Origin of the sequence: Paractinoplanes abujensis (assembly GCF_014204895.1) — a bacterium.
Lineage (GTDB): Bacteria > Actinomycetota > Actinomycetes > Mycobacteriales > Micromonosporaceae > Actinoplanes > Actinoplanes abujensis.
In genome coordinates, this window is sequence record NZ_JACHMF010000001.1 from 7,251,412 (window position 1) to 7,275,681 (window position 24,270).

The 24,270-nt window shown below is 71.4% G+C and carries 20 protein-coding genes and 1 riboswitch; of the genes, 13 read left to right on the forward strand and 7 right to left on the reverse strand.

The genetic code is table 11. The annotated features are described in order from the left end of the window. Positions 1-41 precede the first annotated feature (41 nt). A complete protein-coding gene (locus BKA14_RS33195) occupies positions 42-1,817 on the forward strand; it encodes a potassium channel family protein (protein WP_184954714.1) in 1,776 nt (591 codons plus the stop codon). Here the strand turns inward: BKA14_RS33195 and BKA14_RS33200 are convergent. Next, a complete protein-coding gene (locus tag BKA14_RS33200; RefSeq protein ID WP_184954715.1) occupies positions 1,803-3,017 on the reverse strand; it encodes a DUF4032 domain-containing protein in 1,215 nt (404 codons plus the stop codon). The genes BKA14_RS33195 and BKA14_RS33200 overlap by 15 nt on opposite strands. A 120-nt stretch (positions 3,018-3,137) precedes the next feature. Here BKA14_RS33200 and BKA14_RS33205 point away from each other — a divergent pair, with 120 nt between their 5' ends. Further along, positions 3,138-4,580, forward strand: coding sequence for a trypsin-like serine peptidase (locus BKA14_RS33205; RefSeq protein WP_239092609.1), 1,443 nt, complete (start codon positions 3,138-3,140; stop codon positions 4,578-4,580). Between the two features lie 10 nt (positions 4,581-4,590). Continuing rightward, positions 4,591-5,307 (forward strand): phosphatase PAP2 family protein, encoded by a 717-nt coding sequence (locus BKA14_RS33210; RefSeq protein WP_239092608.1) that lies wholly within the window; start codon positions 4,591-4,593, stop codon positions 5,305-5,307. On the opposite strand, the gene nagA is transcribed toward BKA14_RS33210, so the two are convergent. The 3 genes from nagA to BKA14_RS33225 are packed head-to-tail and all read right to left on the reverse strand — an operon-like array spanning position 5,273 to position 8,276. Next, a complete protein-coding gene (gene nagA, locus BKA14_RS33215) occupies positions 5,273-6,370 on the reverse strand; it encodes an N-acetylglucosamine-6-phosphate deacetylase (RefSeq protein ID WP_184954716.1) in 1,098 nt (365 codons plus the stop codon). The two genes, BKA14_RS33210 and nagA, sit on opposite strands and share 35 nt — an antisense overlap. Further along, entirely contained in the window at positions 6,367-7,323 is a 957-nt protein-coding gene (locus BKA14_RS33220) for an ROK family protein (protein ID WP_275412377.1), read from the reverse strand. The genes nagA and BKA14_RS33220 overlap by 4 nt, the downstream gene beginning before the upstream one ends. Before the next feature lie 26 nt (positions 7,324-7,349). Beyond that, a complete protein-coding gene (locus BKA14_RS33225; protein ID WP_184954718.1) occupies positions 7,350-8,276 on the reverse strand; it encodes an SIS domain-containing protein in 927 nt (308 codons plus the stop codon). 192 nt (positions 8,277-8,468) lie between these two features. Between BKA14_RS33225 and BKA14_RS33230 the strand changes: the two genes are divergently transcribed. From BKA14_RS33230 to BKA14_RS33245, 4 genes are all read left to right on the forward strand, one after another. Then, positions 8,469-9,254: a DeoR/GlpR family DNA-binding transcription regulator gene (locus tag BKA14_RS33230; protein WP_184957119.1), complete on the forward strand. Its 786-nt coding sequence runs from the start codon at positions 8,469-8,471 to the stop codon at positions 9,252-9,254. A gap of 47 nt (positions 9,255-9,301) precedes the next feature. After that, the gene (locus tag BKA14_RS33235) at positions 9,302-10,288 is read left to right on the forward strand and encodes an ATP-binding cassette domain-containing protein (RefSeq protein WP_184954719.1); all 987 of its coding nucleotides are present in this window, start codon (positions 9,302-9,304) and stop codon (positions 10,286-10,288) included. After that, positions 10,285-11,295: an ABC transporter permease subunit gene (locus BKA14_RS33240; protein ID WP_184954720.1), complete on the forward strand. Its 1,011-nt coding sequence runs from the start codon at positions 10,285-10,287 to the stop codon at positions 11,293-11,295. Before BKA14_RS33235 ends, BKA14_RS33240 begins: the two co-directional genes overlap by 4 nt. A 96-nt stretch (positions 11,296-11,391) precedes the next feature. After that, the gene (locus tag BKA14_RS33245; RefSeq protein WP_184954721.1) at positions 11,392-11,718 is read left to right on the forward strand and encodes a DUF3263 domain-containing protein; all 327 of its coding nucleotides are present in this window, start codon (positions 11,392-11,394) and stop codon (positions 11,716-11,718) included. Between the two features lie 7 nt (positions 11,719-11,725). Here the strand turns inward: BKA14_RS33245 and BKA14_RS33250 are convergent, their stop codons facing one another. Next, the gene (locus tag BKA14_RS33250; RefSeq protein WP_184954722.1) at positions 11,726-13,912 is read right to left on the reverse strand and encodes an AAA family ATPase; all 2,187 of its coding nucleotides are present in this window, start codon (positions 13,910-13,912) and stop codon (positions 11,726-11,728) included. A gap of 115 nt (positions 13,913-14,027) precedes the next feature. Between BKA14_RS33250 and BKA14_RS33255 the strand changes: the two genes are divergently transcribed. From BKA14_RS33255 to BKA14_RS33270, 4 genes are all read left to right on the forward strand, one after another. Beyond that, positions 14,028-16,781 carry an alpha/beta fold hydrolase gene (locus BKA14_RS33255; protein ID WP_184954723.1) on the forward strand — a complete coding sequence of 918 codons (2,754 nt, stop codon included), beginning with the start codon at positions 14,028-14,030 and terminating at the stop codon, positions 16,779-16,781. Next, positions 16,778-17,644: an ABC transporter permease gene (locus BKA14_RS33260; protein ID WP_184954724.1), complete on the forward strand. Its 867-nt coding sequence runs from the start codon at positions 16,778-16,780 to the stop codon at positions 17,642-17,644. Before BKA14_RS33255 ends, BKA14_RS33260 begins: the two co-directional genes overlap by 4 nt. An 80-nt stretch (positions 17,645-17,724) precedes the next feature. Further along, positions 17,725-17,847: riboswitch (SAM riboswitch) on the forward strand. A gap of 11 nt (positions 17,848-17,858) precedes the next feature. After that, positions 17,859-19,142: a threonine synthase gene (gene thrC / locus BKA14_RS33265; RefSeq protein ID WP_184954725.1), complete on the forward strand. Its 1,284-nt coding sequence runs from the start codon at positions 17,859-17,861 to the stop codon at positions 19,140-19,142. A 269-nt stretch (positions 19,143-19,411) separates the two neighbouring features. Further along, entirely contained in the window at positions 19,412-20,389 is a 978-nt protein-coding gene (locus tag BKA14_RS33270) for a GNAT family N-acetyltransferase (protein WP_184954726.1), read from the forward strand. Here the strand turns inward: BKA14_RS33270 and BKA14_RS33275 are convergent. Together BKA14_RS33275 and BKA14_RS33280 are read right to left on the reverse strand one after the other, a co-directional pair. Next, positions 20,328-20,819: a hypothetical protein gene (locus BKA14_RS33275; protein WP_184954727.1), complete on the reverse strand. Its 492-nt coding sequence runs from the start codon at positions 20,817-20,819 to the stop codon at positions 20,328-20,330. The two genes, BKA14_RS33270 and BKA14_RS33275, sit on opposite strands and share 62 nt — an antisense overlap. Next, positions 20,819-21,325 carry a GNAT family N-acetyltransferase gene (locus BKA14_RS33280; RefSeq protein WP_184954728.1) on the reverse strand — a complete coding sequence of 169 codons (507 nt, stop codon included), beginning with the start codon at positions 21,323-21,325 and terminating at the stop codon, positions 20,819-20,821. The genes BKA14_RS33275 and BKA14_RS33280 overlap by 1 nt, the downstream gene beginning before the upstream one ends. Positions 21,326-21,422: 97 nt before the next feature. Here BKA14_RS33280 and BKA14_RS33285 point away from each other — a divergent pair, with 97 nt between their 5' ends. Beyond that, the gene (locus BKA14_RS33285; protein WP_184954729.1) at positions 21,423-22,340 is read left to right on the forward strand and encodes a hypothetical protein; all 918 of its coding nucleotides are present in this window, start codon (positions 21,423-21,425) and stop codon (positions 22,338-22,340) included. Between the two features lie 276 nt (positions 22,341-22,616). Further along, complete coding sequence (groL, locus tag BKA14_RS33290; protein WP_184954730.1) at positions 22,617-24,239, forward strand: chaperonin GroEL; 1,623 nt, start codon at positions 22,617-22,619, stop codon at positions 24,237-24,239. Positions 24,240-24,270 lie beyond the last annotated feature (31 nt).

Sequence of the window (24,270 nt, forward strand, 5' to 3'; positions counted from 1 at the left end):
CCGGCCACGGCGGACGGTTCCGGCTGGTTACGATCGCGAGCGTGGCTACGGATTCGGGGAAGGACGGCGTACGGAAGTCCCTCGTCGCCCGGCTGCGGGAGCGCAACGGTGACGCGCGGCCGCACTTCGTGATCTGCGGTTCGGACGCCCTCGTCTATACGCTGGCCGACGAGCTGGCCACCGCGGGCCGTATCCGGCTGACCGTGATCACGCCGCCTGACCTGCGCCCCGCCGTTCCCGATCTCAACGGTTTACGAGCCCGGGGCGTGCGGGTGATCACCGCGGCCCGGCTCGACGAGCGCACCTTCCGCGAGGCCGGTCTGGCCGGTGCCACGGCCCTGGCCCTCGTCATGCCGGACGACATGGTCAACCTGCATGCGGCGCTGTGCGCGCGGGCCGTCGAGGGTGATCTGCGCCTCGTCATTCGCATGTTCACAACCGGTCTGGCGTACGGGGTCCGTCGTCTTTTCGCCGACTGCGCGGTGCTCTCCGACGCCGCGATGGCCGCGCCCGCCTTCGTGGCCGCCGCGCTGGGCGAGGTCGCGCCGACCCATTTCCGGTACGCGGCCCGCACCCTGACCGTGGCCCGGCGCGGCGACGTGCCGGAGCAGTCGTCACTGCTCACGCTGGCCACTGCCACCGACAACGGCCGCATCACCGTGCTCCCGGCCGAGCCCGCGGAGTCCGCACGACAACCGGGCGACCTGGTGCTGGCCGAGGCCTCGGGTCGTCCGGCGGCCCAGGCGGTGACCGCCCGCAGGCTGGCCCGGGCGGGCCGGCGCCGCCGACCGTGGCTGTCGATCGGCCGCGCCGTGCGGGTCGGCCTGACCCGCAAGCTGGGCATCGCCGTGCTGGTCGCACTGGGTCTGACAGTCGTCTCGGGCATCCTGCTGACGCGGCTGACCGGCGTCGACGGCTTCTGGAAGTCGATCTACATCACGCTGCTGACAGTGGTCGGCTCGTCCGATGTGGAGCCTGAGAACACGGCCGCCGCGCAGGCCGCCCAGCTGGTGCTGACGCTGGCCGGGGTCGCGCTGCTGCCGTTGATCACCGCGGCTGTGGTCGACGGCGTGGTCCGCACGCGGCTGGCCCTGAACCGGGGCGAGGTGCTCAAGGTCCACAGCGGTCACATCGTGCTGGTCGGCCTGGGCACGGTCGGCACGCGGGTGCTGCGTCAGCTGATCGATCTCGGACTCGATGTGGTGGCGATCGATCGTGATCCGAAGGCCCGCGGCGTCAAGGTGGCCGAGTCGCTGGGCGTGCCGGTGATCGCGGGGGACGCGTCGCAGGAGGAGACGCTGCGGGCCGCCTCGATCCACCGTTGCCAGGCGCTCGTGGTGGTCTCGACCAACGACGCCGTCAACCTGCAGGCCGCCCTGCACGCCCGGGCCGCCCGCGAGGACATCCGCGTCGTGCTGCGGCTGTTCGACGACGACTTCGCCCAGCGGGTCGAGGCGGCGTTCCACATCAATATCTCGCGCAGCGTCTCCCGGCTCTGTGCGCCCGCGTTCGCCGCCGCCATGCGCGAGCGCGAGGTGCTGGCCACGATCCCCGTCGAGCGCCACGCGTTGCTGGTGGCGGCGGTGAAGGTGCGGCCCGGCTCGGCCCTGGACGGTGCGCCGCTCGATGCGGCCGAGCGCCCCGAGAGCACCCGCGTGATCGGCATGACCGCGGCCGGCTCGGAGTGGGTCGACTGGCTGCCCGACCGCCGCCGGGTGCTGGCCGCGGGCGACGAGGTCGTGGTGGTGGCCCGCCGGGCCGGATTGCGCGCCTTGCTGGAGGAAGCCGCGCCGCTGCTCGGCTCAGCCGGCGAGTGACTCCACCTCGACGCCCAGCACGGCCTGCTCGTCGGGCTTCTTGGCCAGCACGTCGGTGAGGTAGCTCTGCACGGCCGGGGCCATGCCGACGTCGCGCCCGGCCCGCTCGGAGAGCAGCCACTTGTGCTGGATGATCTGCGTGAAGATCTCCTGCGGTTCCAGCTTGTTGCGCAGACCGGCCGGGACCGCGCGCACGACCGGCTCGAAGACCTCGGTCAGCCAGCGGTGTGCGGCCTGCTGCTCGTCCGTCAGCAGGCTTTCCGCCCGGTAGGTGTCGAGGTCGTTGAGCAGCTGGCGGGCCTGGTTCTCCTCGGCGTCGAGGCCGGTCAGGCGAAGCAGCCGGCGCGTGTGGTAGCCGGCGTCGACGACCTTGGGCCGGATGCGCACGCCGCCGTCCACGGTGGACATCGCGACTTCGGCCACGTCGAAACCGAGCTCGTTGAGCCGCCGGATGCGCCGCTCGATGTCGTGCCGGGCGTCGCCGCGTGGCACTTCCTGCTCGTACGTCACCTCGTGCCACAGCCGTTCGTAGCGCGCGACGATGTCGTCGACCACGGCCTCGGGGTCGATCGACTCGTGCAGCAGCTCGGCCGCCTCCAGGTCGAGCAGCTCGCCGAAGATGTTGAGCCGCAGGATCTCGATGTCCTCGCTGCGCTGGCCCTCGGAGAGTTTGGGGTAGAGGTTGCCGGTCTCGGCGTCGACCAGGTAGGCCGCGAACGCGCCCGCGTCCCGCCGGAACAGCGTGTTCGACAGTGAGCAGTCGCCCCAGGAGAAGCCGGTGAGGTGCATCCGCACGATCAGGGCGGCCAGCGCGTCGAGCAGGCGATTGAGCGTGTTCGGCCGCAGGGTGTGCGAGAACAACGCGCGGTACGGCAGCGAGAACTGCAGGTGGCGCGTGATCAGCACGGTTTCCAGCGGCTCGCCCTCAGGCGTTTCCCGGTCGTTGACGATCGCCACCGCCTCGACCGCGGGGAAGTCGATCCGTTCGAGTGCGCGCAGGAGGTCGTACTCCTTTTCGGCGATCCGCTCCCGGGTCTCCTTCAACGCGTAGACCACATCGTTGAGCTTCACGAACCGCACGATGTGGCGCGAGATGCCCTGGGGCAGGGCGACCAGGTGATCGGCCGGCCAGTCCTCGAGCGGAATGCCCCACGGCAGATCCAGCAGCGCCGGGTCGACGAGGGCGGAAGTGATGCGCACCGAACCAGTGTGCACGTTCCGGAGCGCGCGTCGCTGCCGCAGGTGGCTCGTTACACAGGTGCGAGAACGCCGGATTAGTAAATATGTCCCTGATGTGACACGAATGGCGGGTTAATCACAGTGCCGTTGACGACCGGGCGACGTAAGGCAGGCATAGCGATCGGGGCGTGCGTCGCCGTGGTGCTGGCGGGCGCGGCGGGAGCGACCGCCTGGCATGCGGCCGGCGACAACGGCAAACCCGTGGGCACCTGGCAGGACGCTCCGGCTGCGGCCCGTACGCCGGTGGCGGCGGACCAGCGCCTCGGAAACGGACAAAGCCCTCCTGATGCCACCGTGGATCGGCAAAAAGCTGAGAAGCCGGCCGGCGGTCCGACGAACTCGCCCAGCGCCGCCGTCAAGGAACCGCGCACCGAGGCGACCACCACGCCCGCGCAGCCCGGCACCGCGGAACGGCCGATCGAGTCCGGCACCGCCAACGGCCGCCAACGAGTGGGTGAGTCGCTGCGCGTGACGAAGCAGCTCGGCTCCGTCGCCGGCAAACCCGAGAAGGAGACGTTCCGCTACCCGGGAGCGTCCTATGTGAAGCTGCACTTCTCGCGAATGGCGCTGCTGCCCGGCGACTACGTGACCGTCTCCAACGCCGACGGCACCGAGAGCTACCGGTACGAGGCCACGCAGAACCCGGCCGACAGCGACCGCTGGGCCATGTCGGTCACCGGCGACACGGCAGTGCTCGAGGTGCACCGTGGCCCCGGCAACCCGCTCGAGCTGGGCCGCCTGCCCGGCGACCCCGGCGTCGTGGTCGACCGGGTGGCCAAGGGCTTCACCCGTACGGAACAGGACCGTCAGCCCGAGAAGCAGCTCATCGCCCCCGGCCGTACGGGCCGGGAGGAATCGGTCTGCGGCAGTGACACGTCGGCCGACGCCGCCTGCTACCGCTCCTCCGACCCGGTCGCCTACACGAAGTCCAAGGCGATCGCCCGGTTGCTGATCAACGGGACCGAGTTGTGCACCGGCTGGCGGGTCGGCCCGAAGAACCGCATGCTCACCAACAACCACTGCTTCACCACGTCGTCCGAGGCGTACGACACCGAGGTCTGGTTCAACTACCAGTGCGCGACCTGCGGCGGCTACGACGTCTACCAGCCGACCAAGGTGTGGGGCTCCCAGGTGGTCGCGACCGACCGCACGTACGACTTCACCCTGTTCTCGGTCGACAAGTTCGCCGCGATCCAGAAGTACGGCTACCTCACGCTGGACACCAAGCGACCGGCCAAGAACCAGGAGCTGTACGTGCCGCAGCACCCGGCGGGCGAACCCACGCGGATCGCCGGATCGCTGGGCGAGAAGGCCGGGAACTGCTCGGTGGTCAACCCGGGCTACGACGGGTACGCCACCGGGTCGGACGTGGCGTACTACTGCGACACCGAGGGCGGCTCGTCCGGCTCGCCGGTGCTGTCCCGCGCGACCAACAAGGTGGTGGCGCTGCACCACTTCGGCGGTTGCCCCAATTCCGGCGTACGGGCCGACCTGCTCGCCGCCAAGCTGGCCAAGAACCTCTAGTTTTGAGGACGTGCCCAAGAAGAACTGGTGGCTCGACGTCGCCCTGCTGGCGGCGTTCGTCGCGTTGACGGCCGCGCTCATGAACGGTCACCTGCTCCGGCTGGACGAGCGGGTGGCCGACTGGTCGCTGAGCCACCAGCCGTGGCTGCCGTACTGGACCGCCCGGGTGCTCAACTACCTCGGCCAGGGCGGTCAGATCCTGATGCCGGTGTCGCTGCTCCTGACCGGCGTGCTGACCTGGCGCACCCGCTCGGTCCGGGCGGTGTTCCCGTTCGTGGCCGGGTTCGTGCTGACCTACCTGACGATCGGCCCGCTCAAGATCTGGGCCGACCGGGCCGCGCCCCGCTTCGACGGCCCCCACCCGGTGATCATGCACAACCCGGACGCCGAGGGCGCGTACGCGATGAGCTACCCCTCGGGGCACCTCGGCAACTCGCTGGTCTGGTACGCGGTCATCGCGATCCTGGTGGTCGCGCTGCTGCGCCGGCCGTTGAGCCGCCGGGAGACGTACGGGCTGCGGGTCCTGCCGGTGGCGATCGTGTTCGGCACGACCGTTTACACCGGCTTCCACTGGCTGACCGACTCCGTCGCCGGCGCGCTGCTCGGCGTCGTGCTGGCCCGCCTGATCGAGCGCATCCCGTTCGACCGCATCCCGCTGCCCGCGCTGCGCGGCTGGGAACGACCGGCCGGGCTCACACCCAGCGACCGGCTCGCATCACACGCTTGACCCGCAGGTCGCTCGACAGCACGACCAGATCGGCCCGCAGGCCCGCCTCGAGCGCGCCGATCTCGTCGCCCCGGCCGAGCACCCGGGCCGGGGTGGTCGAGGCCATCGCCACCGCGTCGGGCAGCGCGATCCCAGCCGCGACCGTGTTGCGCAGGGCTTCGTCCATGGTCAGCGTGCTGCCGGCGATCGAGCCGTCGCGAGCCAGCCGGGCCACCCGGTCGGCCACCACCACTGATTGACCACCCAGGTCGTATGTGCCGTCGGCCATGCCCGTGGCGTCGATCGCGTCGGTGATCAGCGCGGCCTTGTCCGGCCCGGCCGTGCCCGCGGCGAAGGCCAGCATGCCCGGGTGCAGGTGGATGTTGTCCGCGATCAGTTCGCAGACCACCGGGGACGACAGCAACCCGACGACCGGGCCCGGCTCGCGGTGGTGCGGCGGGCGCATGCCGTTGAACAGGTGGGTGCCGACGGTCGCGCCCGCGGCCACCCCGGCCAAGGTCTGCTCGTAGGTGGCGTCGGTGTGCCCGACCGCGGCGGCGACTCCCCGCTCGACCAGGAAAGCGATGGCCTCCAGGGCCCCCGGCAGCTCGGGCGCGATCGTGACCAGGCGCACGCCGCCCAGGTCGATCAGCGCGGTCAGTTCCTTGATCGACGGGTCGCGCAGGAACTCCGGGTTCTGCGCGCCGCAGCGCACGCCGGAGAGGTAGGGGCCCTCGTAGTGCACGCCCGCGATCAGCCCGGCCTCGACCAGCGGGCGGTAGGCCCCGGTGGCCTCGCGCATCAGCTCGAACGGCGAGCTGACCAGGCTGGCCAGCAGGGTGGTGGTGCCGTGGCCCAGGTGGAACTCGGCCGCCGCGCGGGCCGACTCGGCGTCGCCGGTGGTGAACGTGTGCCCGCCGCCGCCGTGGCAGTGCAGGTCGACGAAGCCGGGCACGATCACGTCGTCGGAGGAGCCGGCGCCCGAGGCAGCCTCGACCGACAGGATCGCCGGGCCGTCCACCTCGACGTAACCCTCGACGACGGCGCCGGGCCGGACGATCTTGCCGCCGATGCGGGTCGTCACTGTGTCTTCTCCAAGTGGTCGAGGGCGAGCAGGGCCGAGCCGATGCAGCCGGCCTCGTCACCCAGGCCGGCCCGCACGAACTCGGGCGGACGGTGGAAGGTGATCCGCTCGCGGAACGCCTGTTCCAGGGGGTGCAGCAGCTCGTGCCGGGCCTCGGCCAGACCACCCCCGATGACGAACACGCCGACGTCGTACAGAGCCTGCGCGATGACCATGCCGTCGGCCAGGGCCTCGATCGCCTCCCGCCAGACCGTGCGGGCCAGGGCGTCGCCCGCGCCGGCCCGGGTCACGACGTCGAGCGCGGTCGCGCCGGGGACACCGGCCAGCTCCGCGTAGCGCAGCCCGATGGCCCGGGCCGAGGCCAGCGACTCCAGACAGCCCCGCTGCCCGCAGGGGCACAGCGGCCCGCCCGGCCGGACGACGATGTGGCCGACCTCGCCGGCCGCGCCGTGCCCGCCGCCGTAGCCCACGCCGTCCACGATCAGGGCGGCCGCGATGCCGGTGCCGATGGCCACGAACAACACGTGCCGATGGCCCCGGCCGGCGCCGAGGCGGGCCTCGGCGGTGCCACCCACCCGCACGTCGTGACCGAGCACGGCGGGCAGCCCGAGGCGCTCGGAGAGCCGGGCGCGGACCGGCACGTCGCGGAAGCCGACGTTCGACGACCAGACGGCCAGACCGTTCTCCTCGTCGACGACGCCCGGGACGGCGACCCCGGCCGCGACCGGCTCCAGACCGTCGGCGCGGGCGCGGGTGGCCAGCCCCTCGGCGACGTCGAGGATCGTGCCCAGCACGGCTTCCGGCCCTCGCTCGGCCAGGGTGGGGTGTCGCTCGGTGTGGTGGACCGTCCCGTCCGGGCGGACCAAAGCGCATTTCATGCCGGTCCCGCCCACGTCCAGGGCGACCACCACGCGGTGCTGAGCAGGCGTGGCATGGCCTCCTGGCTCTGCCACCACTTCGCTGTCTCCGGTGCAGTCGGTCATGCCTGAAGGACGACCGAGCGGGTCAGGTTGCGTGGGTGGTCGGGGTCGAGGCCCTGGCTGGTGGCCAGCAGCACGGCCACGCGCTGCGCCACGACCAGGTCGGCCATCGGGTCGAGCGGGGCCCGGCCGCCGCACCAGCTGCCCAGCGCGGCGTACCCGCCGTGGTGCCGGCTGTGCACGAACAGGGCGCCGGTCGCCTCCACCTCGTCGGCCAGGTCGGTCGGGACCTCGCCGAACGCCCACACCGCGCGGCGCGGGGCGGCGATCGCGACCGGGCCGTGCCGGTAGTCCATCGCCGGATAGGCCTCGGCCCAGAACGCGGCGGCCTCCCGGCACTTGAGCGCGGCCTCCTCGGCCAGACCGACGGTCCAGCCCCGGCCCAGGAAGGTGATCTGCTCGGCCAGGGCCGGGTGCACCGGCAGCGGCAGGCGCACGGCGACCTCGCCGTCGGCCGCCACCGACTCGATGTCCTCGCCCAGGTGAGCCCGGAGCAGCGCGAGGGTGCTGGTGGCGAAGCGGGTCTGGACGATCGACTCCTCGTCGGCGAAGTCGAGCACGATCGGCTGGTCGGCGATCCGGGCCGCGGGCTGCGCCTCGTCGGCCGTGATGACCGTGGTCGGGGTGCCGCCGGCCAGGTCGTTGAGCACGTCCAGGACCTCGGTGGTGGTGCCGGAGCGGGTGATCGCGACGACCCGGTCGTAGCGGCGGCGGCGCGGGAACTCGGAGGCCTGGAACGCGTCGGTCTCGCCGTGGCCCTTCTGCTCGCGCAGGGCCGCGTACGCCTTGGCCATGAACCACGAGGTGCCGCAACCGACGACGGCGACCCGCTCGCCTCGCTGGGGGAGCCCGGGGGCGTCGGCCAGCTTCGCGGCCTGCCGCCAGCACTCCGGCTGGCTGGCGATCTCTGCCTTGACGTACGTCATGGGCCACCCTTCAACCACGTGCGCTGTGCGCATAAGCGCGCAGTTCCCGGCACTTTCGAGCGTCATTCTGCGTGGAAGTCCGGCGCGGATGCAACCATCGCCGCCGCACAGAGCAGGCGTGAGCTTTGCTTGTCGGGCTTTCGCGCACTAATGTGCACACTCTTATCACGTAACGTGCATCTGGGAGTCTGGGTGGACCGGTACGCGCGGTGGAATGCCCTGCTCGAGTTACTCGCCGAGAGCGGCCGGGTCAGCGTCGAGGACGCGGCCGAGCGCCTCGACGTCTCGCAGGCCACCATCCGCCGTGACTTCGACCAGCTGGCGCAGCAGCAGATGATCACCCGGACCCGCGGTGGCGCGGTCGCCAACGGCGTCTCGTACGACCTGCCGCTGCGCTACAAGAGCGCCAAGCACTCGGCCGAGAAGCAGCGCATCGGCGAGGCGGCGGCCGGGCTGGTCACGCCGGGCACCGTCGTCGGGCTCAACGGCGGCACCACGGTCACCGAGGTGGCGCGGGCGTTGGCCGTACGGCCGGATCTGAACGCGGGTGGCGAGGGCTCCCAGCTCACCGTGGTCACCAACGCCCTCAACATCGCGAACGAGCTGCTGGTGCGCTCGCGCATGAAGATCGTGGTGGCCGGCGGCGTGGTGCGGCCGCAGTCCTTCGAGGTGGTCGGCCCGCTCGGCGGCGCGCTGCTCAAGGAGGTGACGCTCGACGTCGTGCTGCTGGGCGTGGACGCGGTCGACGTGGAGCTGGGCGCGGCCTCCCACCACGAGGGCGAGGCCGCCATGAACAGCCTGATGGTGGCGCGGGCCAAGCGCGTCGTCGTGATCGCCGACTCGTCGAAGCTGGGCGGGCACGCGTTCGCCCGGATCTGCCCGATCACCAAGATCGAGACACTGGTGACCGACTCCGGGGCGCCCGCCGGCACCGTCGCCCGGTTCCGGGAGGCGGGGGTACACGTCATTACGGCTTGAGGCTCATTCAGCAGCGCGTATTGACGGTGCTGTCTAGAGTCTCGCCCGTGACCGCCGTATTGGAGATAGCCGGGCTGCAGAAGACCTATCGCAGCCGCAAAGGGGTGCGAAGAGCGCTCGACGGGTTCGACATGGTCGTCGAGACGGGTCAGGTGCACGGCTTCCTGGGCCCCAACGGCTCCGGCAAGACGACCACGCTGCGGACGCTGCTGGGCCTGATCCGGCCCAACGGCGGGCGCATGGCGATCCTCGGTCAGCCGGTGCCCGACAACCTGGCCCTGGTCGCCGGTCAGGTCGGTGCGATCGTGGAGAGCCCGCAGTTCTTCGGCAACTTCACCGCGCAGGACACACTCTCACTGCTGGCCGAGGCGGGCGACGTCCGTAAGGAGCGGGTCACCGCCGTGCTCGAGCTGGTCGGCCTGCGGGACCGCGCCAAGGATCGGGTGAAGACCTACTCGCTGGGCATGAAGCAGCGCCTGGCCGTGGCGTCGGCGCTGCTCAAGGAGCCCAAGCTGCTCATTCTGGACGAGCCGGCCAACGGTCTGGACCCGGGCGGCATCCGCGAGATGCGCTCGCTGATGCGCAACCTGGCCGAGTCCGGCATGACTGTCGTGCTGTCCAGCCACATCCTCGGCGAGATCCAGCTCATCTGCGACTCGGTCACGATCATCTCGGCCGGACGCCGGGTGGCCGCGGGCTCGGTGGCCGACGTGCTGGCCAGCCACACTTCCTCCGGGGTGAAGGTGCGGCTGGAGCCGGGCGTCGACATGCGCGGGGCGATCGAGCTGCTGCGGGCCAACGGCGCCCAGGTGACCGTCGAGCACGACCACTTCACGGTCGGCAACGCCGGCAACCCGGCCCAGATCACCCGGATCCTGGCCGAGCGGGCGATCTACGTGAGCGAGCTGACGCCGGTCGCGGCCGACCTCGAGAGCGTGTTCCTGCAGCTCACCGGCACCGCACCGGTCGAGGGGCAGAACCGCCAGGTGGATCAGAGCGCGGTGCCCGCGCCGACGGGAGGGTGGGGTCAGTGAGCCTCTACACCGCCGAGACCAAGCGGCTGACCAAGCGCCGCTTCACCCGCCTGTTCCTGCTGGGCACGACGCTGATCCTGCTCGCGATCGCGGCCGGCATGTTCTTCACCAACGAGAAGGCCGGCCCCTCGCAGATCGCCTCGGCCCAGGCCCAGGCCCAGCAGGACTACCAGCGGGCGACCGAGCAGTTCCAGCGGGACAAGCAGGCCTGCGAGGCGGCCCAGGGCACCCCGCAGGCGAGCAACTACCCGCAGGGTTGTGAGGGCCTGTACGAGCCGACGCAGGAGGAGTTCCAGGCGCAGTGGTACATGCCGCCGACCTTCGACTTCCGCGAGAACTTCCCCGACATGGTGACGACCCTGGCCGCGCTGATCGCGCTGGTCGCCTTCATTGTCGGCGCGTCCTTCGTGGGCGCCGAGTGGAGCAGCGGCGGCATGATGAACCTGCTGCTCTGGCGGCCGCAGCGGCTCAAGGTGCTGGGTACCAAGCTGGCCGCGCTGCTCGTCCTGTTCACGGTGCTGACGATCGTCTACTCGGCGATCTGGACCGGTCTGTTCGTCGGGATCGCCGAGGCGCGCGGCTCGACCGACAGCATGACCTCGGGCGCCTGGCAGTCGATCGCGCTGATGGAACTGCGCGGCCTGGCCCTCGTGCTCGTGGCCGCCGCGGTCGGGTTCGGGCTGGCCTCGCTGGGCCGGCACACCGCGATGGCGCTGGGCGTGACGATCGGCGCGGTGATCGTCTTCCAGTTCGGACTGGGCACCGTGCTGTCGCTGGCCAAGGTCAAGTTCGCCGAGGCGTACCTGATCCCGGTCTGGATGATCGCCTGGATGGACAAGGAGATCAAAATCGAGGACTACAACTCCTGCGACTTCTCGTCCTCGGGCGGCTGCCAGCCGGACTCGCTGACGCTGACCTGGCCGATGGCGGGCGGCCTGCTGGCCGGGATCTTCGTCCTCATTGTGGGCGCCTCGATGTGGGCAATGCGTAGTCGGGACATTACGTGACGTAACGTGGACCGTGCGTGCGAGCGGGGATCGTCGGTGCTTATGCTGACGGTCCCCGTTCGTACATTTGTGCTCGTCTCTCGTCTTTGGAGCGTCATGCAGCCGGCCGCGGACCCGTCCGAAGAGCAGCAGCACATCCCGGTGCCGCGGGGCGAGGACGCGCCCGCCGCGCCTGAGGCCGAGCCCCGCGAATCCGCCCTCACCGATCGTGAGCAGCAGATCCTCGCCTTCGAGGCCCGTTGGTGGAAGCACGCCGGCAGCAAGGAACAGGCCGTCCGCGACACGTTCGGCCTGTCCTCCACGCGCTACTACCAGCTGCTCAACGGCCTGCTCGACAACCCGGCCGCCCTCGAGCACGACCCCGTGCTGGTCGGCCGCCTGCGCCGCCTGCGCTCGACCCGGGCCCGCACCCGTCGTCGCTGAAAAGGCCTCAGGCGTGGTGGTGCTTCTCGGCGTAGGCCGCAAGCCATGCCACCTGGTCGGGATCGAGTGACGCCCGGACGTTCTTGCGCGCGGTCGCGACGTTGGCCGCGGTGACTGTCGTCGCCTCCAGCGAGTCGCGCATCGCGGCCAGCGCCGACTCGCGGATCAGGGCCGCGCAGTCCGCCGCCGAGAAACCTTCCAGCTCGGCGCCCAGCCCGACCAGGTCGACCGACTCGTCCAGCGGCACCGACTTCGACGACGCCTTGAGGATCGCGGCCCGCGCCTCGGCGTCCGGCGGCGGCACGTAGACCAGCCGCTCCAGCCGGCCCGGCCGCAGCAGGGCCGGGTCGATCAGGTCGGGCCGGTTGGTCGCGCCGATCACCACGACGTTGCGCAGATCCTCCACGCCGTCCAGCTCGGTCAGCAGCGAGGCCACCACCCGGTCGGTCGTGCCGCCGTCGGTGCCCTGCCCGCGGGTCGGTGCCAGCGCGTCCACCTCGTCCAGGAAGACCAGCGTGGGCGCGGCCTCGCGGGCCCGGCGGAACAACTCGCGGACGGCCCGTTCGCTGTCACCCACCCACTTGCTGAGCAGCTCGGCCCCCTTGACCGAGAGCACGTTGGCCTTGCCGGTGCCCGCGATCGCCTTGACCAGGAACGTCTTGCCGCAGCCGGGCGGGCCGTAGAGCAGCACGCCGCGCGGGGGCGAGACACCGAGCCGGGCGAACGTGTCGGGGTAGTTCAGCGGCCACAGCACCGACTCGGTCAGCACCTGTTTGACCTCGACCATGTCGCCGACCTCGTCGAGGGTCACCGCGGCCACCTCGAGCGTGGACTCGGCCATCGACGTCGGGCGGACCACGTCGAGCGCGGCCTCGAAGTCGGCCATGGCCACGGTCGGCTTCTCGACGTCGTCGTTCTTCTGCCGCAGCGCGGCTCGCACACCGGCCTCGCGGGCCAGGGCGCCCAGGTCGGCCGCGACAAAACCGGGGGTCCGCCCGGCGATCTCGTCCAGCCGTACGTCCTCGGCCAGCTGCAGGCTGCGGGTCAGCACGCCCAGCTGCTCGCGGCGCATGGCCGCGTCGGGCAGCGGCACGGCGAGCTGGGTGGCCAGCAGGTGCGGCGCGCGCAGCGACGTGTCGACCGACTCGGGCCGGCTCGTCGTGGCGATCACCGCGATCCCGGCCCGCACGGTCTCCTCGACCACCTGGTGGAAGATCACGCTGATCGGGCCGGGGTCCTCGCGCGGGGCCAGCGCGTCGGCGTCCGAGAAGAGCAGCACCGTCGCCCCGCCCGAGCGGGCCTCGCGGGCCAGCTCGCGCAGCCGGGCCGCGGCCGACTGGTTGGTCAGCGCGGCGATCTCGGGCGCCCAGACCGGCACCACCCGCGCCCCGACCTGCGCGGCGACCGCCCGCACCAGGGCCGACTTGCCGGAGCCGGCCGGCCCGGTGATCAGCACGCCCAGCGAGACCTCGGTGCCCAGCCGTTCCAGCACCTCTTTGTGGTTGAAGCCGAGGTCGAGCAGCTCCTCCAGCTCCTTGGCCTGGGCCCGCATGCCGGGCAGGTCGTCCAGGCTGGGCGGCGGCACCTCGGGGTCGGTGGCCGCGGGCTCCTGCGGCCGCGCGGACGGGCCGGGCACCGGCGACGAGGCCGGACCGTCCTGCCAGCCCACCACGGTGTCCATGGTGACCAGCACGCCGTCGGTCTCGATCACGGTCAGCAGCGCGGTGTTCCACTGATAGCCGAGCCGGTTGCGCAGGCTCTGGCCGACGTCGGGGCCGCCGACCGGCATCAGTTCCTGCGGGCGCAGCGAGACGTTGTCGCCCTCGGTGACCACCTTGCCCAGCAGGGCCAGCCGCAGCATCTCGGGCGAGACCAGGGCCACCACGTCGGCCGCGCCGGCCAGCGTGACGTGCCGAGCCGCCACCGCCGGCTCGACGCACACGGTGACCCGGCCGCCGTCGCGCAGCCCCAGGTTGCCCAGGGTCAGGTCGTCGGCGTAGAGGAACTCGCGGCTCGCCCCGGGCTGGGCCTTGGCCGCGAGCGCCGCCGTGGTGCGGGTGGCGCTCAGCCGTACGGGATCGCCCGCGTTGATCGACAGCGCGGTCATGACGTCGGGGTGCAGCCGCACGATGCCGCGGCGGTCGTCGAGCCCGGTCGGCCGTAGCGTCGCGGTCAGCGTCAGTTCGTCAGTCACGCGTGCAGGCCCCTGTCGTCAGCGTCCGTCCTGATCCCATCGTCCACGCTATCGTCCGCGGGCTCCTGAGAGGTTTCACAGGCATCGCTCAGACGCCTCCGGCTAGCGTTCAGGCATGTCTTGGACCAGCCGGCTGCCCCGGCCCACCCGGCGCCGGATTGTCGCCGCCTCGGTCGTCGTCGTGCTGGTGGCCGCCCTCGTGGGCTGGGCCGCGTGGCCCGAGCGCGCGGCCTGGACGACGCAGGACGAGATGGTCACGGTGCAGACCGGCCCCGAGCGTAACGAGAACGTCACCCTCGACACCCGGCTCTACCTGCCCCGCGACCGCGACGGCAAGGTGCCCGCGGTGCTGCTGGCGCACGGCTTCGGCGGCACCAAGGAGGCGCTCAGCGACGACGCCGAGTCGCTCGCCGGGCGCGGCTACGCGGTGCTCACCTACACCGCCGAGGGCTTCGGGCGCAGCGGCGGCCAGATCCACCTGAACAGTCCCGACTACGAGATCCACGACGCCCAGGGCCTGCTCGACTGGCTGGCCGGCCGGCCCGAGATCCAGCTCGACGCGGCCGGCGACCCCCGGGTGGGTGTGGTCGGCGGGTCCTACGGCGGGGCCCTCGCGCTCATGCTGGCCGGGCAGGACCAGCGGGTCGACGCGATCGTCCCCTCGATCACGTGGAACGACCTGAGCACCGTCTTCCTGCCGCAGTCGGCCGACACCGCAGCCACCGGCGTCTTCAAGAAAGGCTGGGCCGGCGTCTTCTTCGGCAACGGGGGCGCGGTGCCCGCGGCCGGCGCAGAGTCGCAGGTGCCGGTCGGGCTCAACGTCGACCCGGCCTGCGGGCGGTTCGCGGCCGACGTCTGCCGGGCCTACCTCGACGTCGCCACCAGCGGAAACCCCTCCCAGGCGACGATCGATCGGCTGCGTGAGTCGAGTCCGGCCCCGACCCTGAGCAAGATCAAGGCACCCACGCTGCTCATCCAGGGCGCGGTCGACACGCTCTTCCCGCTCAGCGACGCCGACGCCAACGCGCGGGGGATCGCCGCGACCGGCACCCCGGTCAAGGTCGCCTGGTTCACCGGCGGGCACGACGGCGGCGCGGGCCCGCAGACGGATCAGGACAGGGTGAAGTTCCTGACCGCGCAGTGGCTCGACCACTACGTCAAGGGCGAGGGCGAGGCGCCGTCCGGCGACTTCACGTATTCGCGGGTGGCCGGGTTCAGCGCGCTCGACCGCGGGCTCGTGACCAACGGCTACTCCGACGACGCGTACCCGGGCCTGGGCGGAACCGGCACGACCAGCGTGACCCTGCAGGGCCCGGCGCAGCCGATCGCCAACCCGCCGAACGGCAACCCGGGCGCGCTCTCGTCGCTGCCGGGCACGGGCGGGCGCCTCAGCGAACTGCTCTCCGGGGTCGCCGCCGACATCCCCGGCCAGCACGCGACCTTCGAATCGGCTCCGGTGAGCAAGGCGATCGACGTGGCCGGGTCGCCCACCGTCCGGCTGCGGGTCGCCTCGACGAGCGGGGAAGCCACCCTCTTCGTCAAGCTCTACGACGTCGACCAGTCGGGGGCCGAGACGCTGAGCGCCGGCCTGGTCGCCCCGGTGCGGCTCACCGGCCTGCCCGCGGCGCTGGAGGACTCGGAGGTGCACACGGTCCGGCTGCCCGCGATCGTGCGTCAGATCGACGCCGGTCACACCGTACGGGTCGTGGTGGCCACCACCGACCAGGCGTTCCTCTCCCCGGCGGAGCCGGCCCTCTACAGCGTTCAGGTCGGCACGGAGCTGCAGCTGCCGACAGTGGTCGGTGAGCCCATCGCCAACCCGCAGACGATCTGGCGGTACGTGCTGGCCGGCCTGCTCGTGGCGATCGCGCTGGGGCTGGCCGTGCTGCTGCTCGTACGGCGGCGCAAGCTGCGGCGGCGGCACACCCCCACCGATCCCGAGCACGCCGACACCCCGCTGGTCGTGCAGGGGCTGCGCAAGGCGTACGGGGACGGCTTCGTCGCGGTCGAGGAGATCAGCTTCACCGTGCGGCGGGGGCAGGTGGTCGGCCTGCTCGGGCCCAACGGCGCCGGCAAGACCACGACGCTGCGGGTGCTGATGGGCCTGACCATGCCGACGGCGGGCGAGGCCCTGGTGTTCGGGCACAAGCTGGTGCCCGGCTCGCCGGTGCTGTCGCGGGTCGGCGCGCTGGTCGAGGGGCCGGGCTTCCTGCCCCACCTGACCGGGCTGGAGAACCTTGAGGCGTACTGGAAAGCCACCGGACGCCCGTGGGCGGACGCCCGCTTCGACGAGGCGCTCGAGATCGCCGGGCTGGGTGAGTCGGTCCACCGGCGTACGAAGAAATACAGCCACGGCATGCGGCAGCGGCTCGCCATCGCCCAGGCCATGCTGGGCCTGCCCGAGCTGCTGGTGCTCGACGAACCGACCGACGGGCTCGACCCGCCGCAGATCGCCGAGATGCGCCGGGTGCTCAAGCGGTACGCCACCGACGGGCGGGCCGTGCTGGTCAGCAGCCACCTGCTGGCCGAGGTCGAGCAGACCTGCACGCACGCCGTCGTGGTCAACAAGGGCCGCATCGTCGCGTCCGGTCCGGTCGAGGAGATCGTCGGCGACTCCCCGTCGGTGCAGCTGGAGGTGTCCGACGTGCCGGCCGCCGAGCGGGTGCTGGACGAGCTGGGCGTGCGCTCGGTGCTGCCCGACGGGCCGTCCGGGCTGATCGTCGAGATGAACGGCACGCCCCGCTCCGAGGTGGTGGCGTCGCTGGTCCGGGCGGGCGTCGCGGTCGACCGGGTGGTGCCGCGGCGCCGCCTCGAGGACGCCTTCCTCGCCCTGGTCGGCGAGAACTCGCGGGGAAGTGGAGACCGATGAGCGTTGATGTGAGTGCCGGCGCGACCGGCTACCGGCCGTCGCGCACCCTGCCGGTCTGGGCCGAGGTGCGGCGGCAGGCCTCGCGCCGGCGCACCCAGCTCGGGCTGGGCTTCATGGCGGTGCTGCCGCTGATCATCCTGATCGCCTTCGAGTTCGACAGCGGCGGCGACGAGGACGGCGACGGCGGCGCCTTCGGCAGCCTGGTCGACCTGGCCACCTCGGGCGGGCTCAACTTCGCGCTGTTCTGCCTGGCTGTGTCGGCCGGATTCCTGCTGGTCGTGGTGGTTGCGCTCTTCTGCGGCGACACGGTGGCCAGCGAGGCCAGCTGGGGCAGCCTGCGCTACCTGCTGGCGGTGCCGGTCCCGCGGGCCCGGCTGCTCGCGGTCAAGCTGATGGTGGCGCTGGCCTACTCGGCGGTGGCGCTGCTCGTGCTGACCGGGGTCGGGCTGCTCGCGGGCACCCTGCGCTACGGCTGGCACCCGCTGGGCAGCACGATCGCGGCCGAGATCGCGCCCGGCGCAGGTCTGCTGCGGCTGCTCGGGATCGCCGGCTATTTGGCCGTCACCATGCTGGTCGTGGCCGGGCTGGCGTTCTTGCTGGGCACCCTGACCGACGCCCCGCTGGGCGCGGTCGGCGGCGCGGTGATGATCTGGATCCTGTCCAGCATCCTCGACCAGATCACGGCGCTCGGGGTGATCCGCAACGCGCTGCCCACGCATTACAGCGACGCCTGGATGGGCCTGCTCTCCACTCCCGTGCAGACGGACGACCTGGTCAAGGGGGCCATCAGCGCCGTCATCTACGCCACCGTGTGCTGGGGTGTCGCGTTCTGGCGCTTCACCCGGAAGGACATCACCTCGTAGCAGGGGTCTGTCTCACACCTTCGGATCGCGCGTGCCGAAACGCGGGATCCCGTCGTAAGGTGTTGGAAACACAACTGAATACCTCATCCAGAGGGGCAGAGGGATACGGCCCTGTGAAGCCCCGGCAACCACCGTGCAGTCTCGACGACGAGGCCGCGCGCGGCAGGTGCTAATTCCGTCCCCGACCTGGGGAAAGATGAGAGGGAAGGCCTCGATGACGTCTACCGTCAACGCACCCGCTGCTATCTCCGCCTCGCCCGCCAAGGGTCTCGTGTGCCGTGCCTGCGGAGCGGAATACCCGCTGATCGCCCAGCACGCCTGTTACGAGTGTTTCGGCCCGCTCGAGGTGGCCTACGACGCCGACCTCCTCGCGCGGGTCACCCGTGAGCAGATCGAAGCCGGCCCGCAGAACATCTGGCGCTACGCCGGCCTGCTGCCCGCCGGTCAGGACCCGGCGACCCGGGTCACCCTCGACCCCGGCCTGACCCCGCTGGTCAGCGCGCCCGCCCTGGCCGCCGCGGTCGGACTGCGGGCGCCGCTGTGGGTCAAGGACGACTCGGCCAACCCGACCCACTCGTTCAAGGACCGCGTGGTCTCGGTCGCGCTGACCGCGGCCCGGGGCCTCGGCTTCACCCGCTTCGCCTGTGCCTCCACCGGCAACCTGGCCAACTCGGTGGCCGCGCACGCCGCTCGCGCCGGGGCGCCCAGCATCGTCTTCATCCCGTACGACCTGGAGCAGGGCAAGGTCGTCACGACCGCGGTCTACGGCGGCGACCTGGTGGCCATCGAGGGCTCCTACGACGACGTCAACCGGCTCTGCGGTGAGCTGGTCGAGACCGACGAGTTCGAGGACACCGCGTTCGTCAACGTCAACGTCCGGCCGTTCTACGCCGAGGGCTCGAAGACCCTGGGCTACGAGGTCGCCGAGCAGCTCGGCTGGCGCATCCCGGCTCAGGTGGTCATCCCGATGGCTTCCGGCGAGCTGCTGACCAAGGTCGACAAGGCGTTCGCGGAGCTGGTCGAGATCGGGCTGTGCGAGGCGCCCGAGGACGGCTGGACGGTCTTCGGCGCGCAGTCGGCCGGCTGCAACCCGATCGCCACGGCGCTGCAGAGCGGCACCGACGAGATCACCCCGGTCAAGCCGACCGGCATCGCGAAGTCGCTCAACATCGGCGACCCGGCCGCCGGGGCGTACGCGATCGAGGCCGTCCGGCGCACCGGTGGCTGGATGGACTACGCCGACGACGACGAGATCCGGGCCGGCATCCGGCTGCTGGCCGAGACCACCGGTGTCTTCGCCGAGACCGCGGGCGGCACGACCGTGGCCGTGCTCAAGAAGCTCGTCGAGAGCGGCAAGCTCGACCCCGAGAAGGAGACGGTCGTCTACAACACCGGCGAGGGTCTCAAGACGTTGGACGCGATCTCGGAACTGGTCGGACCGACCCACCGGATCAAGCCGTCGCTCAAGGGCGCCCGCGAGGCCGGCCTCCTGGGATGATGACGGTGAGTAACTGACCGTCCGGCGTCAAGTGAGAATTCCATCCCGCGAGGACTTGCGCCGGGTTACCGGGATCGGCAAGATGCTCTCTGCGGGAGGGCGCGGCGCCGTACGCGGCCCCTCACCTTCGAGCTTGGCGACAATCTCTCGAGGGGCCCAACGACCCAGCGCCGGAGGCGTTGTGCGTCCGTTCTCCCGACCAACTTCCGTCCCGTGACGGCGCGATAAATCGCTCGCGTTCATGGCCGCCGCCCGCAAGGGTGGCGGCCATGCGTGTATCTGCCGGTCCTCTGACGTCTTACGAGATCGTCTACGACATTGCGAGCGTTACAGCACATCACGACTGTCCGGACATTCCCTTTTCGATCCGGCGAAACTTCCTCAAGACCTTCGACAATCCGCCACCGGGCGCGCTCATCGAGCGCTATCTGGGCTACCTCGACGACAAGCCGGTCGGCTATCTCGAGCTCAACTTCCCCCAACTCGACAATTTGGACATTGTCGAGCTGGACCTGCTTGTGCTGCCTGAGCATCGACGTCACGGCGTGGGCCGCGCCCTCTATGACCTGGCGGTCGAGCGGGCCGAGGTCCACCACCGCAAACACCTGCAGGCCTCGACCGTCGACCGGCACCCCGACGGCACCGCGTTCGCCGAGTCGGTCGGCGCCAAGCAGGGCCTGGTCGACCTGCGCAGCCGGCTCGACGTCACCGCGCTCGACGAGTCGCTGCTGGCCGGCCTGCGGGCCGAGGCCGACAAGCGCTCGACGGGATACACGTTGCGCAGCTGGGTGGGCGTGCCGCCGGACGACCTGATCGACGGCGTGGCCTATCTGGAGGGGCGGATGAACGCCGACGCCCCGACCGGCGATCTTGTCCTCGAGCCCGAGAAGATGGACGCCGAACGCATCCGCCAGGGCGACCTGACCCGGGAGAGGCGTGGCCGCCGCAACTATCAGACCGGCGCGCTGATCGGCGATCGGCTGGCCGCCTGGACGTCCGTCGTCGCCGAGCTCGACCAGCCGGCGCACGCCTGGCAGAGCACCACCATCGTCGACCCGGAGCACCGCGGCCACCGGCTCGGTCTGCTGGTCAAGCTGGAGAACCTGAGCCTGGTGCGGCGGGAGAAACCGGCCCTGGAGGCGATCGACACGTTCAACGCCGCCGCGAACGCCTTCATGCTCAAGGTCAATCGGGCGATGGGGTTCCGGATGGTCGATTCCTGGATCGACTGGCAGAAGGACCTGTGAGCCGGGCCAGCCAGGGACGCAGCGGGAGGTCGGTGGGGTAACCGCCGGCCTTCAGGCCCGCACGCCTCTCGAAGAAGTTGCGGGCGCCCCACGAGCCGGTCGTCGCGTACGAATAGCCGCAGGCGACCCAGTAGGCCGGCCAGAACAGCGGGCCGAGCAGGGCGTACTGCTTGGCGTGGTGGTGTTCGTGCTCGAACAGCTCGCGGCGCTGCTCGTCGAGCAGCCACTCGGCGCTGCGCCGGGTCACGATGACCGACCCGACGGTGAAGCAGGAGGCGGGCGGGATCGGCAGGCGATAGCCCTCGGCGATCAGCACCCCGTGCCGGCCTCGCCTGATCTTGGCCCGGGTGGCCAGCGCGACCAGCAGCCCGGCTCCCGTCGTGCCGTTCAGCGCGGTCAGGAGGCCCCTGGTGACGTGACGCGCGGCCATCACACGACCCGCCGCATCCGCAGCTCGGTCAGGGCCGGGATCACCGGGTGCGGCACGCGCTCGCCGGTGTCGCCGAAACCGAGTTTCTCGTACGCCCGGACGGCCCGGTCGTTGCCCACGACGACCTCGAGCAGCGTGTGCCGGCGGCCCGCGGCGGCCGACCACGCGCTGACCGCCTCGATCAGGTCGGCCACCACCTTGCCGCCCCGGTAGGCCGGCGTCACGTAGACCGCGAAGATCACCGTCTGGCCGGGGAAGTCGGGTGCCACCGTGCCCCCGGCGTGGCCGATCAGCCGCCCGCCGTCGCCCGGGTCGGCCACGAACTGGGCCAGGCCGGGGCCCGTGGCGGCCTGCGCGACGCGCTGCCGGAACGACTCGTGGGAGCGCTGGGCGGCCTGGGCCAGCGTCTCCAGGAAGGCCAGCGGGCTGTCGGCGAGCATCTCGAGCCGCAGCGCGCGCATCCGGGCCGCGTCCTCGGGGCGTATCCGGTGCACGTTCCAGCTCATGGCGTCCTGACTACCCGGATCCGGCGGGTGCGGCAACCCGGTTGCCGGGAATCGGACGGGGTGGCGGCACCGGCGTGTGCTGGGGCAAGGTGTCCGGGTGGAGCAGGGTGACGCGCGCATCTTCATGGTCGAGGCACCGGTGGTGGCCGCCGCCGACCCCTTCGACCCGGAGGGGCGCACGGCCGACCTGAGCTGGCGGCGCGACATCGCGCCGGAGCCACCGGTCGTCCACGACCCGCTCGTCGCCGGGCCCGGGTTCGGGCAGTGGGCGCGCCGGTTCGGCCGGGTCGCCGGGCGGCACGCGGCCCACCTGATCCCGGTCATGCTGCTGGTCGCGCTGCCCATGCACTTCTTCGTGGGCCGGGTCGACGACACGATCGTGGCCGCGCCCGCCCTGGCCGACCTGGTCGGCGGGTTCGGCCTGTTGCTGCTCCCGGCCATGTGGCTGGCCTATCTCGCGGTGTCCGCCCTGCCGCTCGTGCTCAGCCTGGCCGGCGCGGTCGGCGTGGCGCTGCCCGCGGCCGCCCAGGGCCGGCGGCCCCGCGCCCGCCGGGTCTGGTCGCTGGTCTCGATGCGGCTGCGCGCCCTGTGGTTGTGGTTCGCCGGGTTCGGCCTGCTCACCGGTGGCCTGCCGCTGCTGCTGACCGAGGAGCAGGTGGGTGCGGCGGGCGGCCTGGTGGCCATCGGATTCGCCGTCGGCTCGACGGTCGCGCTCACCTTCGGCGGGGTGCTCGGCTGCGTCGTGCTGATCGAGCGCGGGCGCGGTCCGCGGCGCGCGGCCCATCTGCTCTCGCACGCGCGCCCGGGCGGGCTGCTGGTCGCCGCAGCCGCGCTCACGGTGGTGCCGCGGGTGGCCGACTACGCGCTCGGCGGGTTCGCGGCCACGGCGGCCGGGGTCGTGCTGGTTCAGCTGTGGGCGATCGCCGCCCTGGTGACCTACGGGCAGGCCCGCCGGGCGGTCGAACCGGTGACCAGCCGTTCCCTGTTCGCGGAGCTCGACGCCCCGGAGGAGTGACCACCGCCCGGGGTCGAGGTTTCCTTGCACTCGCACCCCTGGAGTGCTAAACAAGTCATTGGCACTCGCGTCTGGTGAGTGCCAGCAGGTCGGGACGGTGGGGTCTCGGTCGCGGCGTCGCCATCGGCGCCGGGGCACGGGGCCGGTCGTCGCGGGCTATCCGGCTCGGCCTGAGGACGTCACGACGCCAGGTGGTGACGTCCGCAGAGTTCCGCACACGTGCGGGGGCGGGGCCACGCGGCCCGGCACCTCGAATGTCCAGGAGGACACAGCCGTATGGCCAAGATCATCGCATTTGACGAGGAAGCTCGTCGCGGCCTCGAGCGGGGCATGAACCAGCTCGCCGACGCCGTCAAGGTGACGCTCGGCCCCAAGGGCCGCAACGTCGTGCTCGAGAAGAAGTGGGGCGCTCCCACCATCACCAACGATGGTGTGTCGATCGCCAAGGAGATCGAGCTCGAGGACTCCTACGAGAAGATCGGCGCCGAGCTGGTCAAGGAGGTCGCGAAGAAGACCGACGACGTCGCCGGTGACGGCACGACGACGGCGACCGTCCTCGCCCAGGCGCTGGTCCGTGAGGGCCTGCGCAACGTGGCCGCCGGCGCCAACCCGATGGCCCTCAAGCGGGGCATCGAGGCCGCCGTGGCCAGCGTTTCCGAGGGCCTGCAGCAGCTCTCGAAGGACGTGGAGACCAAGGAGCAGATCGCTTCGACCGCCTCCATCTCCGCCGGTGACTCCACGGTCGGCGAGATCATCGCCGAGGCCATGGACAAGGTCGGCAAGGAAGGCGTCATCACCGTCGAGGAGAGCAACACCTTCGGCCTCGAGCTCGAGCTCACCGAGGGCATGCGCTTCGACAAGGGCTTCGTGTCGGCCTACTTCATGACCGACGCCGAGCGTATGGAGGCCGTCTTCGACGACCCCTACATCCTCATCGCGAACAGCAAGATCTCGGCGGTCAAGGACCTGCTCCCCGTGCTGGAGAAGGTCATGCAGGGCGGCAAGCCGCTCGTCATCATCGCCGAGGACGTCGAGGGCGAGGCCCTGGCCACCCTGGTCGTCAACAAGGTCCGCGGCACCTTCAAGTCGGTCGCCGTCAAGGCCCCCGGCTTCGGTGACCGCCGCAAGGCCATGCTGGAGGACATCGCCATCCTGACCGGTGGCGCCGTCATCAGCGAAGAGGTCGGCCTCAAGCTGGAGAACGCCGACCTGAGCCTGCTGGGCCAGGCCCGCAAGATCGTCATCACCAAGGACGAGACCACCGTCGTCGACGGCGCGGGCAACGCCGAGCAGATCCAGGGCCGGGTCAACCAGATCCGCGCCGAGATCGAGAAGTCGGACTCCGACTACGACCGTGAGAAGCTGCAGGAGCGCCTGGCCAAGCTGGCCGGCGGTGTTGCGGTCATCAAGGTCGGCGCGGCCACCGAGGTCGAGCTCAAGGAGCGCAAGCACCGCATCGAGGACGCCGTTCGCAACGCGAAGGCGGCCGTCGAGGAGGGCATCGTGCCCGGTGGTGGCGTCGCCCTGGTGCAGGCCGGCAAGACCGCGTTCGACAAGCTGGACCTGGCCGGCGACGAGGCCACCGGTGCGCAGATCGTCAAGGTCGCGCTCGACGCCCCGCTGCGTCAGATCGCCGTGAACGCCGGCCTCGAGGGCGGCGTCGTGGTGGAGAAGGTGCGCAACCTGGAGGCGGGTCACGGCCTCAACGCCGCGACCGGCGAGTACGTGGACCTGCTGGCCGCGGGCATCATCGACCCGGCCAAGGTCACCCGCTCGGCGCTGCAGAACGCCGCGTCGATCGCCGCGCTGTTCCTCACCACCGAGGCCGTCGTGGCCGACAAGCCCGAGAAGACCCCGGCCCCGGCCGGCGCCCCGGGCGGCGGTGACATGGACTTCTGAGTCCAGTCCTGGCAACACGAGAACGGCGGGT